The organism is Streptomyces sp. NPDC050806 (assembly GCF_055586425.1).
Genome location: NZ_JBVJIF010000004.1, coordinates 282,308 through 296,423, shown reverse-complemented (window position 1 = coordinate 296,423; position 14,116 = coordinate 282,308). Strand labels below are relative to the sequence as shown.

Genomic DNA, 14,116 nt, shown 5'->3' with positions numbered 1-14,116 from the left:
CACCTGCTCCCCAAGAGGGAGGCCGCGCCGCCTATCCTCGCCGGGTGAGTACCAGCAGTCGCAGTCAGCACATCCGGCACTCCCTCCGCTCCCGCCTGGTCGTACCGGAGGAGCACCGGATGACGGCGCCGGACGGTACCGGCCGGTCCCCGCTCCGGTCGCCGGCCGTCGCGGACGTGATCGTCTCCGCGGCCGTCCTGAGCCTCTCGGTCTGGAACAGCGTCAACAACCCGTACATGGGTCCGGCTTCGCCGTGGGGCAACCTGCTGCTCGCCGCCGTGAGCGCGCTGCCCCTGCTGGCGCGGCGCCGGATGCCTGAAGTGGCGCTGCTGGTCGCGCTGATCGCGAAGGTGTTCCAGTTCGCGCCCTTCGTCCTCCCCTTCACGTTCTACGCCGAAGGTGCCTACCGCGGACCGCACAGCCGCCGTACGGTCTGGATCACGGCGGTGGCGGGCCTGCTGGTGGCGCTCCCCAGGGACGCCGAGTCCTGGACGCATCCGCGGCTGCTCCTCGGCGGGGTCCTGGTCAACTTCGTCCTCGTGGTCCTCGTGCCACTCCTCCTCGGCCTGTACATGGGCGAGCGGCGGGCCGTGCTCGCCGGGCTGGTGGAGCGTGCCGAACGCGCCGAACGGGAGCAGCAGCTCCTCGCGGAGGCCGCGCGGGCCGAGGAGCGCCAGCGGATCGCCGGTGAGATGCACGACGTGGTCTCGCACCAGGTGAGCCTCATCGTGGTGCACGCCAACGCGCTGGCCACCGTGGCCCACGATCCCAAGGTGACGGCCGAGGCCGCGGAGATCATCCGGACGGCCGGCCGGCAGGCCCTCACCGAACTGCGCGAGATGCTGGGCCTCCTCAAGAACGGCCCCGGCCCCGAACCCGCGGCGACGGACGGGGACAACGCCGCGGCGCCCGCCGAAGCGGAGGGCGCCGCCGTCGACCGGATCGCCGCGCTGGCCGACAGCTCACGCGCCGCCGGGCTGTCCGTCGCCCTGCAGAGCGAGGGCGCGCCCCGGCCCCTCGCCGAGCAGGTCGAACGGGCCGCCTACCGCGTCGTGCAGGAAGCGCTGACGAACGTGCACAAGCACGCGCCCGGCGCGCTCACGGACATCCGTGTCGCCTACGAGGCGAGCACGCTGTGCGTGAGCGTCACCAACGGCCCGCCGGCCCGCCCGGCCGACGCGTCCCCGGACGGCACGGGACCGCTGCTGCCCAGCGGCGGCCACGGCCTGATCGGCCTGGCGGAGCGGGTGCGCCTGGCCGGCGGCGACCTCACGACGGGCCCCCGGGACGGCGGTGGCTTCCAGGTACACGCCACGCTCCCCGCCCCGGCGCGGACCGCCGGCTGACGGTCCGTACCGGTTCCCGTCCGGCGGACCACCGGCCCCTGTGGACCGGGGTCAGCAGTCCGCCCCGCCGAGGCGTGCCGACAGCTCCCGGACGCCCGGGGCCGCGGTCAGGAGGGTGCCCGACCCGGTGAGGAGCACGTGCCAGGGGCCCGGGGCCCCGGTCGCCTCGACCCGGAGGTCCGAGCCGTCCCGGCGGGTGCGGAAGACGGCGTCGGGGGCGCCGTCCGGCGCCGGGACGCGCGTGGTCACCGTGTCGCCGTCGCGGAGCCGGTACACCCGCAGCGTCACGTCGTGCCGCCAGTCGTGGACCGCGCTGTCGGGCACGCTCCCGAAGGGGAGGACGGAGCCGGGGCGTGCCAGCAGGGGCAGGCTGTCGAAGCCGTACCGCTCGCGCCGCCAGCCGGGTCCCCGTACCCGTTCTCCGGAGAGCAGGTGGGTCCACTCGCCGTCCGGTACGTAGTACTCCACGGTGCCGTCCGCGCCGAGGACCGGGGCCACCAGGAGGTCCTCGCCGAGCATGTACTGCCGGTCCAGGGTGTGGCAGGCCGGGTCGTCGGGGAACTCCAGCAGCATCGCGCGCATCACGGGCGTGCCATGGGCCGCCGCCTGCTGGGCGGCCCGGTACAGGTACGGCATCAGCCGGTGCTTGAGCCGGGTGAAGTCGCGGGTGACGGCGACGGCCTCCTCGTCGAAGTCCCACGGCACGCGGTACGACGTACTGCCGTGCAGCCGGCTGTGCGAGGAGAGCAGTCCGAACTGCACCCAGCGCTTGAAGACCTCGGGGCTCGGCGTGCCCTCGAAGCCCCCGATGTCATGGCTCCAGAACCCGAAGCCGGAGAGGCCCAGCGAGAGCCCGCCGCGCAACGACTCGGCCATCGCGCCGAAGGTGGACTCGCAGTCGCCGCCCCAGTGCACGGGGAACTGCTGGCCGCCGGCGGTCGCGGAGCGCGCGAAGAGGACGGCCTCGCCGTCGCCGCGCTCGGCGGCCAGCGTCTCGAAGACGGTGCGGTTGTAGAGGTGGGTGTAGTAGTTGTGCATCCGGGCCGGGTCGGACCCGTCGTGCCACACCACGTCGGTGGGAACGCGCTCCCCGAAGTCGGTCTTGAAGCAGTCGACGCCCTGGCCGAGCAGCCCGCGCAGCTTGTCCGCGTACCACTCGCGCGCGCCGGGGTGGGTGAAGTCCACCAGCCCCATGCCGGCCTGCCACATGTCCCACTGCCACACACTGCCGTCCGGCCTGCGCACCAAGTACCCGAGGCGGGCGGCCTCCTCGAACAACGGAGACTTCTGCGCGATGTACGGGTTGATCCAGACGCAGATCTTCAGCCCGTTCCCGTTCCCGTCACCTTCACCGTGCTCGCCCTTGAGGCGCCGCAGCATGCCCTCCGGGTCGGGGAAGACCTCCGGGTCCCAGGTGAAGTCGCACCACTGGTACGCGCGCATCCAGAAGCAGTCGAAGTGGAAGACGCCGAGCGGGATCTCGCGCTCGGCCATGCCGCGTACGAAGCGGGTGACGGTCTCCTCGTCGTAGGAGGTGGTGAAGGACGTGGACAGCCACAGGCCGAACGACCAGGCGGGCGGCAGCGCCGGGCGGCCGGTCAGCGCGGTGTAGCGGTCCAGGATCTCCTTCGGCGACGGGCCGTGGACGAGGTAGAACTCCAGGCTCTGGTCCTCCACGCTGAACTGGACCCGGCCGACCGCTTCGGAACCCACCTCGTAGGAGACGTGGCCCGGGTGGTTGACGAAGACGCCGTAGCCGCGGTTGGTGAGGTGGAACGGCACGTTCTTGTAGGCCTGCTCGCTGGCCGTTCCGCCGTCCGCCTGCCAGATGTCGACGCGCTGCCCGTTGCGGGTGAACGGCGTGAAGCGCTCGCCCAGCCCGTACACCAGCTCGCCGACGTCCAGGGAGAGCTGGGCGAGGGAGTGGTGCGCGCCGTCGGGCGTCGTCGCGAAGCCGGTGCCGCGCGCCGCCACCGAGGTGAGGATCCGGTCGCCGGCGATGAAGTCCAGTCGGTACGGTGCCGCGGTGTCGACCCGCAACGACAGTCCACCGGTGGTGAGTTCGAGCAGCGAGCCGTCGCGGTGGACCTTGCCGGCAGGGGTGCCGTCCGGGGCGGTGCGCAGGGCGAAGTGCGGGCCCCGGTCGGGCGTGCCCGCGTGATGGGTGGCGCGGACGCCGATCACCCCCTCGGCGGGCGAGAAGCACTCCACGGTGAGCAGCGGTGCGTTGAGGGTGTCGCCGCGGTGCCGGACGTGGCGTACGGCGGCGTAGAGGGTGAAGCGGTCGTCCGTGACGCGGGTGTCGGTGATCTCGGTGGCGTACGAGGCGTCGACGCCGTCCCGCATCAGCCAGTAGCCGTCGGTGAACTTCATTCGATGGGCTGCCTTCCCTGTCGCGCGGTGGCTACTTGACGGATCCGCCGGCGATGCCCGCGGCGATGTACTTCTGGGCGACGACCAGCAGGACCGCCGCGGGCACCGCGGACAGCACGGCCGTCGCCATGACCGCGCCCCAGTCGCTGACGTGGGCCCCGACGAACTGGTAGATGCCGAGGGTGACCGGCTTGACGTCGTCGGTGGTGTTGAGGGTCAGCGCGAACATGAAGTCCGACCAGGCGAAGAGGAAGGTGAACAGCCCGGCCGTGATGAGCGCGTTGCGGGACATCGGGAGCACGATGCGGACGAAGGCGGTGAAGCGGTTCGCTCCGTCGACCAGGGCCGCTTCGATGACCTCGGCGGGCAGGGACACCATGAAGGCGCGCAGCAGCACGATGGAGAACGGCAGCCCCAGCGAGGCGTCGGCGAGGATCAGCCCGAGGTAGGAGTTGACCAGGCCCAGCTCCGCGTACGCGCTGTACAGGGCGTTGGCGATGACGATGCCCGGCACCATCTGCGTGATGAGCGTGGTGAAGACGACGGTGCGGCCGCCGCGCAGCGCGGACTGCGCCAGCCCGTACGCGGCGGGCGCCGCCAGCGCCAGACAGACGGCGACGGCACCGAGCGCGACGATCAGGCTGGTGAGCATCGACCGGCCCTGGCTCTCCAGCGCGAGCCGGAAGCTCGCCAGGCCCGGGTCGCCCGGGAACCAGTCGACGGCGATGCCCGAAGCGGGCTGCAGCGCGGTGTTCACCATCCAGTACACGGGGAAGAGCAGCACGGCGAGGATCAGCAGCGCGGCGGCGGTGTTCCAGGCGCCGCGCAGCCGGCGAGCAGGTGTCGGGAGCACTTCGAGATCACTTCCCCTTGCCGAAGTCGGCGCGGTTCGCGCGCAGGTACAGCACGGCGAAGACCGCGCTGACCAGGATGAGGACGGTGCCGACGACGGCACCCTGGCCGAAGTCGAGCCGCAGGAAGGACAGCTGATAGGTGACGGTGCCCAGGGTCTGGGTGGCGTCGGCCGGGCCGCCCCCGGTGAGCGCCAGGATCAGGTCGAGGATCTTCACCGTGGACATGAAGCCGAGGACGAGGACGACGGTGATCACGGGCCGCAGCATCGGCAGGGTGATGCTGCGGAACGCCCGCCAGGGACGTGCCCCGTCCAGCGCGGCCGCCTCGTACAGCTCGCGCGGTATCTCCTGGAGACCCCCGTAGAGGATCACCATGTTGAAGGGGATGCCGATCCAGATGTTGACCAGGACGGCGGAGACCAGCGCCACGCTCGGACTGCTCAGCCACGGCACTGTGCCGTCCCCCAGGCCGACGGCCTGCAGCGCGCTGTTCAGGACGCCGTGCTCCTGGTCGAGGATGCGCCGCCACACGACGGCCGACACCACCATGGGCACCAGCCACGGCAGCAGCAGTACGGCCCGGACCGGCCCCGCGAGCCGGAAGCGCCGGGAGAAGAAGACGGCCAGCGCCAGCCCGATGGTGAACTGGCCGGCCAGCGACCCGGCCGTGAACAGCGCCGTGTGCCACAGCGCGTCGGTGAAGAGCGGATCGGAGAGCACCGCACGCCAGTTGTCGAGCCCGTTGAAAGGGGCCTCGCCGGTGAAGTAGGTGGTGGGCGTGTAGTGCTGGAAGCTCATCAGCAGGTTGCGGACCAGCGGGTAGCCGAAGAAGGCCGCCATGTAGACGAGCGCGGGCGCGATGAAGAGCCAGCGCAGGAGGGCGGGACGCCGCGTGAGGGAGTTCATGGCCGCTCTCACTTCCCCGCCGATGCCTGCTGCTGGGCCCGTTGCAGCGCCTGCCCGGGGCTGCTCCGGCCGGTCAGTACGGACTGGAAGGCGCCCGCGAGGGCGTCCCCCACGACGGGCCACCGGGTGCCGACCCGGGCGGTGCGGGAGCGGGCCGTGGCGACCAGTTCGGTGAACGGCGCCAGCTTCGGGTTCCGCTCGGCGTAGCTGCGGGCCGCGGCGGTGCGGGTGGGCACGTTGTTGGTGGCCTGCCCCCAGGCGAGCTGATTCGCCGGGGAGTTGAGGCAGTTCAGGATCTTCGCCGCGTTCCGCTCGCGCTCCGGGGTGTCGCTCTTCGGTACGGTCATGACGGTGCCGCCGATGGGCGCGACCGCGGTGCCGCCCGCCTTCGGGACGGGAATCGTGGCGACGGCCCACTTGGTCTTCTGCTGCGCGGCGAGCACCGGCACCTGCCACGGCCCGTTGATCATCATGGCGGCGCGGCCCGCGACGAACTGGTCGTTGACGTCCTGCTGGTTCCAGTTCACCACCGCCTTGGAGACCGAACGGTCCGCCACCAACTGCTGCCACAGCCCCAGCGCCGCGGCGCCGCCACCGCCGTCGAGCCGGGCCTCGTCCCCGCCCGCCGACCAGAAGAACGGCAGGAACTGGTAGACCCCGTCGGCGTCCGGGCTGGCGCTGAAGGCCAGCCCGTAGGTGCCGTCCCCGGTGAGCTTCCGCGCGGTGGTACGCAGCTCCGCCCAGGTGCGGGGCGGCTCGACACCGGCCTTCGCCAGCAGGTCGGGGTTGTAGTACAGCGCGAGGGAGTTGGCGGAGCGCGCCACGCCGTACCGGGTGCCCCGATAGGACCCGAGGGAGACGGCGCTGCGGGAGAAGCCCGTGGCGGCCACGCCGAGGCCGGACAGCGGCCGCAGGCCGCCGGTCAGCGCGAACTGCGGCAGTTCGGAGCCGTCCAGCTCCAGGATGTCGGGAAGCGAGTGGGAGGACGCCATCCGCAGGGCCTTGGAGGACACCTGGTCGGCGGGGACGCTGAGCTGTTCCACGCGCAGGCCCAGCGGCCGGGCGCAGCGGTCGAAGAACTTCTGGTTCTTGTGGTGTTCGGCGGTGTCGGTGGCCGAGTTGAGCACGGTGACCGTGCCGGGGTCCGGCGCCGCGGCGCACCCGGTGAGACCGAGCGCGACCGTGGCGACCGCCGTGACCACGGCGAGCACGGGTCTTGCTGCGCGGGAGTGCATGGGGTGGGTTCTCCGTTCGGCGGCGGCTCTGAGTGCGGTGGGCAGGGGAGGCGGCGGGGCAGGGGAGGCGCGTCAGCGCAGCGAGAACGTGCTCAGCCGCATCGCGTCCGAGAAGACCAGGTGGACGTCGTGCCTGCCGCGGGCGCCGCGCAGCCGGGCGGTGACGGTGGCGTACGTGTACCGGTCGCCGGTGCTGGGGACCTCGGCCGTCCCGGCGACGGGCCCGTCCGGTGCGCCGAGCCGTACCTGCACGGTCCCGGCGCCACCCTCCTCCCTCGCGACGCGAGCGGTGAACAACCTCGCCCCACGGCCCAGTTCCGCGTCGCGGAAGGCGATCCAGTCACCGTCCCCGGCAGCGCCGACCGAGTCCCCGCCGGCCCTGCTCTCGTCGACGATCCGGACGCCCCGGTAGTCGTCGAAGTCGGCGGCGCGGGTGGTCCTGGCCAGGTTCCGGGCCGGGACGGTCTCGCCGTCGACGCGGAGCGCCGTACGCCCCCGGATGTCCCGCGACGACGCGCCCACCAGCACGTCGTGGACGCTGCTCTCCACGACCGTGCGGCCGCGGGTGACGTCCCAGTGGGTGAGGTCCGCGGCGCGCAGCGGCAGCCGTACGGTGGTGCTCCGGCCGGCCTTCAGGTGGACGCGGGCGAAGCCGCGGAGCTGCTTCAGCGGCTGCTTGACGCGTGAGGTCCGCTGGTGGGTGTAGAGCTGCACGACCTCGTCGCCGTCCCGCTCGCCGGTGTTGGTCACCCGCACGGAGACGGTGACCGTGCCGGCACCGTCCACACGGCGCGCGGACAGCTCGGGCCGGCCGTAGCGGAACGTGGTGTAGGACAGGCCGTGCCCGAAGGGGTACAGCGGCTCGCCCCGGAAGTAGAGGTAGGTGCGGTCCGAGGCGATGATGTCGTAGTCCAGCATGTCCGGCAGGTCGTCCGCCGAGCGGTACCAGGTCTGGGTGAGCCGTCCGGCCGGATTGTGGTCGCCGAACAGCACGTCGGCCACGGCGTGCCCGGTCTCCTGGCCCGCGTGCGTGGTCCACACGATCGCCGGGACGCGCCGCGGCTCCCGGCCGGCCGTCACCGGGTAGCTGGTCTCCAGGACGACCACGGTGCGGGGATTGGCCGCGCGTACCGCCTCGACCAGCGCCGACTGTCCGGCGGCAAGCCCCATGTCCGTACGGTCGTGGTCCTCGCGGCCGTTGATGCACGGCATGCTGCCGACCACCACGACCGCGGCGTCGGCGCCGCGCACCGCCTCGACCGCGTGGGCGACCCCGCCGCGTACGATCTCCACCTCGTACCGGGCGGCGTCCTCCCGGGTGGCCAGCCGCAGGGCGCCGTCGCCGTCCACCCCGAGGTACTTCTTGTCGCCGAACCAGTCGGCCGCGGTCTCGTACCCCGCGTAACGGATCAGCCGGGTGCCGGTGCCGTCGCCCGGCTCCTCCAGGACGAACTGCTGCTGTACGTACCAGCCGTTGGGCTGTGTCTGGTCGTTGCGGAACGCCGTCCCGTCGTAGCCGACGTACTTGCCGTTGGCCACGCTGCGCAGCGTCACCACGCCCTGGCCCCAGTCGAAGACATCGAACCGCCCGGTGTCGCCCGCGCTGCCGCCCGCCTCCCTGAGCACGGCCCCGCTCTCGCCGCCGCCCCCGGTGAGATACGCACCCGTCGCCGTGTTGCGGAACGCCACCCGGTCCACGCCCTCGCTGGTGGTGACGGTCGCGGCGGAGCCGAGCCGCTCCCAGACGCCCTGGAGCGGGGTGACCTCGTACGGGAGGGTTCCCGAGTACCAGTCGGTGTAGAGGGTGTCGGCCAGCGGGCCGACCACGGCGACCTTCCTGACGGTCCCGGCGTCCAGCGGCAGCGTCGCGTGGTCGTTCCGCAGCAGGACCACCGCCTCGCGGGCGGTCTCGCGGGCCAGCGCACGGTGCGCCGGGCTGTCGATGACCGATCTGCCGATCTTCGCGTACGGGCCGCCGTCGGGGTCGAACTCGCCGAGCCGGAACCGGATGCCGAGCAGATGCCGGGCTGCGGTGTCGATGTCGGACTCGTCGATCAGCCCCTCCGCCAGGGCCGTGCGTATCGCCTTGACGGTCTTCGCCGGGTCCGCGCTGTCGGAGGTGAAGCTGTCGATACCGGCCTTGAGCGCGGCGGCGTCGCCCTCCGCCAGGGTGGGGTAGTAGTCCTGGTTGCCGGGGAGCAGATTGTTGGGCGCGTCCGCGTCCGTGACATGGAAAAGATCCTTCTCCGCCCACGTGCGCACGGTGTCGTTCAGGTCCGGGTCGACCGTGGCGGGACGGCCGTTGACCAGGTTGTACGCGGACATCACACCGGTCACCGCATCGGCGGCGAGGGCCGGGCGGAAGGCCGCCTCGTCGTACTCCTTCAGGACGCGCGGACGGAGGACCGAGTCGGAGGTGGTGCGGCGGGTCTCGGTGTTGTTGGCCAGGTAGTGCTTGATCGTGGGCGCCGTCTTCAGGTGGGCCGGGTCGTCGCCCTGCAGCCCCCTGCCGTAGGCGGTGGCGAGCACACCGGTCAGGTACGGGTCCTCGCTGTACCCCTCCTCGTTGCGGCCCCAGCGCGGATCGCGCAGCAGGTTGACCACCGGCGCCCACAGGTTCAGCCCCCACCCCGCGGGCCGCTCGTGCTGGAAGCCGCGCGCCTCGTCACCGACGGCTGCACCCACGCGCCCGATCAGCTCGGGGTTCCAGGTGGAGGCCAGGCCGACGGCCTGCGGGAAGACGGTGGCCGGGCCGAGCCAGGCGACCCCGTGCAGCGCCTCGGTGCCGGTGCGGAACGGCCGTATGCCGAGGCGCGGGATCCCTGCCTGGTACTGGTGCAGCAGGGAGATCTTCTCGTCCGTCGTCAGTCTGCTGAGCAGATCGCCGACGCGTTCCTCAAGGGGGAGCTCCGGACTCCGGAACGGCTGACCGGGGCTCGCGGCGGTACGGGAACGGGCGGCCGCGGGACCGGCTCCGGCCAGCTCCAGGCCGGCGGCCAGGGGAGCGGCCGCCAGGCCGAGGGCGAGCACGTCACGTCGGGAAAGACCCTGGGGCTTCACCTGGACTCCTTCGAGTCGAAGCGCTTCGATGAACGGTGCGTGGTGCCGGTGCGGAGCGGAATCGGAGACCGGCCGAGGCCGGCCGCCGTCAGGCAGTGCTCGTACGAGGTGCGGTGCTCGCCCGTTCGGTCAGCCGCGGCGGCAGCAAGGTCGCAGCAGGCACCTCCCGGCCGTCGAGCTTGGCCATCAGCAGCTCGACGGAGCGTTCACCCACCTCGGCGGCGGGAATGGCGACGGAGGTCAGCGGCACCGCGGCCCCTTCGGCGAACTCGTCCGGACACAGCGCGATCACCGACAGGTCCTCCGGCACACGCAGCCCGGCACCCCGGAACGCCTCCAGCAGCGGGCCGAGCGCCGGCTCGTTGTGCACGACGACCCCCGTCAGATCCGGGTGTTCGCGCAGCAGCCGGTCGACGGTCTCGCGCGCGGCCTGCGCTCCGGGCGCGCACGGCAGCACGGCCGAGGACATGCCGTACCGGTGTGCCGCGGCCGTGAAGCCCGCCGCCGTCCGCCGCGCGAAGCCGGTGCCGCGCACGTACACCTCCGGCGGCGAGCCCAGCAGCGCGACACTGCGGTGCCCGAGCCGCGCCAGGTGCGCGACGCACTCCTCGCCGGTCGCGGTGAAGTCCAGGTCGATACAGGTCAGTCCGTCGGCCTCGGCGGGAAACCCGATGAGGACCGACGGCAGGCCCAGGGAGCGGAGCAGTGGCACCCGGGCGTCGTGCAGCTGGACGTCCATCACCACCAGCGCGTCCACCAGCGCACTGTCCGCCACCCGGCGCAGCCCGTCCTCACCCTCCTCCTGGGTCAGCAGCAGCACGTCGTGGTCGTGCGCGCGGGCCGTGGTGACCACGGACGCCGCGAACTGCATCTGCACGGGCACATGGATGCCACTGCGCAGCGGCATCACCAGCGCCACCACATTGGACCGGCTGCTGGCCAGCGCCCGCGCCCCGGCGTGCGGGCGGTACCCGAGCTCGCGGATGCTCTCCTCGACACGGCGCTGGGTGGCGGCCGAGATGGACCGCTTCCCGCTGAGCACGTACGACACCGTGCTCGGCGACACACCGGCGCGCCGCGCCACATCCGTGATCTTGACCATCCCGCTCCCCTCGCTGCCGCGTCCCCCGGACCGGCGTGTCGAACCGTTTCGACAATGGACGTCGAAGCGATTCGCCGGGGAACAGTAGGGAGGGGGTGGGGGAGTGTCAATGGTGTGAACGCCGGGTTTCCCGAGGCGTTTTCACCCGCTCAGGGCGCCGCCGACGCCGTACGGAACGGCACGGTCACGCGGTACGGGACAGACGGGCCGTGGGCCGGGTGGGCGTCGGGGTGGAGGAGGGAGTAGGTGTGGGCCGTCGCGCGGTACATGCGTTTTGGTGCCGTGTTCAGGAACTCCGCCGCGCTTCGGGCCTTGCGGGCGCGGAGTGCCGGGTCGGGGTAGCGGTGGGTGTAGAAGGTGGCCAGGGCCGCGGGGAGGTCCGCTTCCGGGACGGTTTCCGCCGTGGCCGCCGCGTACAGGGCCTGGCCGTCGGCGTCAGCGGCACGCGAGTCGTAGACCAGCAGCGAGACGGCGGCGTTCGCCGTGATGTTGCGTGAGTGCACGGCGTCGGACGCCGAGTACCAGTAGAAGCGGTCGGCGTCGTCCCAGGCGTAGGTGACGGGCACGGCCCACGGCACGCCGTCGGGGGAGGCGGTGCCCAGGGTGAGGTAGCGGTTGGCGCGCAGGAGCCGGGCGGCGGTACGGCAGAGGTCGTCGTGCACGCAAGTCATGGTGTGCTCCTCGGATCTGCGGTGACGGCCGGTGCGGCCGGCGCCCCGTCCGGCCGGCGGCGCGCGCCGAGCCGCGCCGCCGCCCAGTACCCGGCGGCCGCCGAGGTCAGGCCGACGGCCCAGGCCAGGTCGGTGCCGCCCAGGGCGTGGGCGACCGGGCCGGTGTAGGCGGAGGTGTGCATGAAGGGGACCTGGAGGGCGAAGCTGGCGGCGTAGACCAGGAGGGCGGGGGTGCGGAAGCGGCCGTAGACCCCGCCCGCCGGGGCGAAGAAGGAAGCCACGTCGTACGTGCCGCGCCGGACCAGGTAGAAGTCGACGAGGTTGATCGCGGTCCACGGGATCAGGACGTACTGGAGGACCGAGAGGAAGTCGGTGTAGGAGGCCAGGAAGGAGTCCTGAAAGGCCAGCGCCATGGTCAGGCCGGCGGCCAGCGGGGCGGCGACCAGGAGGGCGCGGGCGGCGCGGCCGGGCAGCCAGCGGTGCCGGAACGTCTGGACCGCGGTCACCAGGCAGAGCGCCGTGCCGTAGAGGTTCATCGAGTTGATGTGCACCACGACGGCGGCGAAGCCGAAGAGCACGACGGCGGACAGCGTGCCGCCGAGGACCGCCGCCAGACCGCTGATCGTGTCGTCCGCGACGGCCAGGCCCATGACCACGCCGAGCAGCATCGGCAGCGCGCTGCCCAGCACGCAGCCCCAGTAGGTGCACCACAGTGTGGCGCGGCGCCCGGCCGTGTCGGACGGCATGTAGCGGGTGTAGTCCGAGACGTACGGCGCGTAGGCGATCTGGAGGAGGACGCCGGTCGCGGCCATGCCCACGAAACCGGTGAGGGAGAAGTCGTTGTTCCCGGCGGCCCGTTGGAGCACGTCCGGTGCGGTCAGGACGCGTACGGCGCTGAGCGCGAGCAGGAGCAGGGCGAGCACCGTCGCCCAGCGGCCGACCCGGTGGATGAGGTCGTGGCCGACCGTGGCGACGACCAGCCCGGCGGTGGCGCACACCACCAGCCAGGCGGGGACGGACAGCGCGGGCACCACCTGATGGAGGGCCTGCCCGGCGATGACGAGGTTGGAGGCGAACCAGCCCGCGTACATGAAGACGACCAGCACGGTGACCAGCAGCGCACCGTGGCTGCCGAACTGGCCGCGACTCTGGATCAGTTGGGGTACGCCGAGTCTCGGTCCCTGGGCGGCGTGCAGTGCCATGAGGAAGCCGCCGGCGAGGTTCCCCAGCAGGACGGCGGCGATGCCGGGCCACAGGCCGAGACCGAAGACGACCGGCGCGAGGGTGCCGGAGACGAGGGTGAGGGGGCTGATGTTCGCGGCGAACCAGAGGGCGAAGAGGTCGCGCGGCCGGCCGTGCCGCTCGTCCTCCGGTACCGCGTCGATGGTGCGGCCCTCGATGAACCGGGCCGGGGAGGTGGGGCGTTGGCGCAACATGGAGACCTCTCGGTGCGGACGCCGGTGCCGGACGCCGGCCGGGCCGGGCCCGGCCCGGCTCAGGGCAGGGAGCCGGCGGGCGCGACGGGACCCGCGGCGGTGGTACGCGTGGCCCGCAGCAGGTCCCAGGCGAGCAGGCCGGCGCCGATGCGGCCCGCGCGTTCCCCGAGCTCGGCGCGCACGATGTCGGGCAGGACCTGGAAGGCCACCCGGCGTTCCAGGTGCCGCCGCAACGGCACCAGCAGCTGATCGCCCGCCTGGCTGACGCCGCCGCCCAGGACCAGCACGCCGGGGTCGAAGAGCGTCACCGCCGCCAGCAGCCCCTCGGCCATCGCGTCCGCCGCCTCGTCCCAGACCCGGGCTGCGGCCGCGTCGCCGGCCGCCGCCCGGCGCGCCACCTCGGCCGCGCTCACCGTGGGCGCCGCGTCGCCGTTCGCCGCCCCGCGCGCGGCGGCGTACCGCCGGGCGATGGCGCCGCCGCCCGCGAGCGTGTCCAGGCAGCCGCGCTGCCCGCATCCGCACGGCTCGCCGCCGGGCCGCAGGACCAGATGGCCCAGCTCCGCCGAGCGCCAGTGGCTGCCGGCGAACGGCAGGCCGTCGAGCAGCACGGCGCCGCCGACGCCGGTGCCGACCGGGACGAAGAGCACGACGGGGTGGCCCCGGCCCGCGCCGAGCCGGGCCTCGGCGATGCCGCCGGAGCGCACGTCGTGGCCGAGCGCGACGGGCAGCCCGAGGCGCTCGGCGACCAGCCGCCGCAGCGGGACGTCCCGCCACTTGACGACCGAGGAGAACACCACCGTGCCGGCGTCCTCGTCCACCAGCCCGCAGGAGGCGATGCCCGCAGCGCGCACCGCGCGGCCGCCGGCCCGGGCCTCGGCCACGGCCTGCTCGGCGTGGTCCAGTACGGCCGCGAGCACGGCGTCCGGGCCGTCGGCCGGGCGGGTGGCGGAACGGCGCTCGCCGGTGGCGGTGCCGTCCGGGGCGACCAGCGCGGACTTGATGACCGTGCCGCCGACGTCCAGTCCGAGCACCCGGTCGGCGTCCGCCGCCGGCGCCTGCTCCTCGGTACGGTTCACGGCGCCTCCTGATCAAGTGACAGCACGTCACCATTTAACGGGACGGGTGCCTTTCGG

General features: G+C 72.9%; 10 protein-coding genes. 1 reads left to right on the top strand and 9 read right to left on the bottom strand.

What is annotated here, in order from left to right; genetic code table 11:
- Positions 1-44: 44 nt before the first annotated feature.
- On the top strand, positions 45-1,346 hold the full coding sequence (locus tag ACZ6WH_RS14160; RefSeq protein ID WP_469728377.1) for a sensor histidine kinase: 1,302 nt from the start codon (positions 45-47) through the stop codon (positions 1,344-1,346).
- A gap of 51 nt (positions 1,347-1,397) precedes the next feature.
- On the opposite strand, the gene yicI is transcribed toward ACZ6WH_RS14160, so the two are convergent.
- From yicI to ACZ6WH_RS14115, 9 genes are all read right to left on the bottom strand, one after another.
- Positions 1,398-3,719 (bottom strand): alpha-xylosidase, encoded by a 2,322-nt coding sequence (yicI, locus tag ACZ6WH_RS14155; protein ID WP_469728375.1) that lies wholly within the window; start codon positions 3,717-3,719, stop codon positions 1,398-1,400.
- Between the two features lie 31 nt (positions 3,720-3,750).
- Positions 3,751-4,572, bottom strand: coding sequence for a carbohydrate ABC transporter permease (locus ACZ6WH_RS14150; RefSeq protein WP_469728373.1), 822 nt, complete (start codon positions 4,570-4,572; stop codon positions 3,751-3,753).
- 7 nt (positions 4,573-4,579) lie between these two features.
- Entirely contained in the window at positions 4,580-5,479 is a 900-nt protein-coding gene (locus ACZ6WH_RS14145) for a carbohydrate ABC transporter permease (protein WP_469728372.1), read from the bottom strand.
- A gap of 8 nt (positions 5,480-5,487) precedes the next feature.
- The gene (locus ACZ6WH_RS14140; protein WP_469728371.1) at positions 5,488-6,714 is read right to left on the bottom strand and encodes an ABC transporter substrate-binding protein; all 1,227 of its coding nucleotides are present in this window, start codon (positions 6,712-6,714) and stop codon (positions 5,488-5,490) included.
- Between the two features lie 72 nt (positions 6,715-6,786).
- Positions 6,787-9,774: a glycoside hydrolase family 3 protein gene (locus ACZ6WH_RS14135; protein WP_469728370.1), complete on the bottom strand. Its 2,988-nt coding sequence runs from the start codon at positions 9,772-9,774 to the stop codon at positions 6,787-6,789.
- 88 nt (positions 9,775-9,862) lie between these two features.
- Positions 9,863-10,876, bottom strand: a complete 1,014-nt coding sequence (locus tag ACZ6WH_RS14130; protein ID WP_469728369.1) for a LacI family DNA-binding transcriptional regulator — start codon at positions 10,874-10,876, stop codon at positions 9,863-9,865.
- Positions 10,877-11,025: 149 nt separating this feature from the next.
- A complete protein-coding gene (locus ACZ6WH_RS14125; protein WP_469728368.1) occupies positions 11,026-11,547 on the bottom strand; it encodes a pyridoxamine 5'-phosphate oxidase family protein in 522 nt (173 codons plus the stop codon).
- Positions 11,544-12,983 carry a purine-cytosine permease family protein gene (locus tag ACZ6WH_RS14120; RefSeq protein ID WP_469728366.1) on the bottom strand — a complete coding sequence of 480 codons (1,440 nt, stop codon included), beginning with the start codon at positions 12,981-12,983 and terminating at the stop codon, positions 11,544-11,546. The genes ACZ6WH_RS14125 and ACZ6WH_RS14120 overlap by 4 nt, the downstream gene beginning before the upstream one ends.
- 59 nt (positions 12,984-13,042) lie before the next feature.
- On the bottom strand, positions 13,043-14,059 hold the full coding sequence (locus ACZ6WH_RS14115; protein WP_469728364.1) for an ROK family protein: 1,017 nt from the start codon (positions 14,057-14,059) through the stop codon (positions 13,043-13,045).
- Positions 14,060-14,116: the final 57 nt, after the last annotated feature.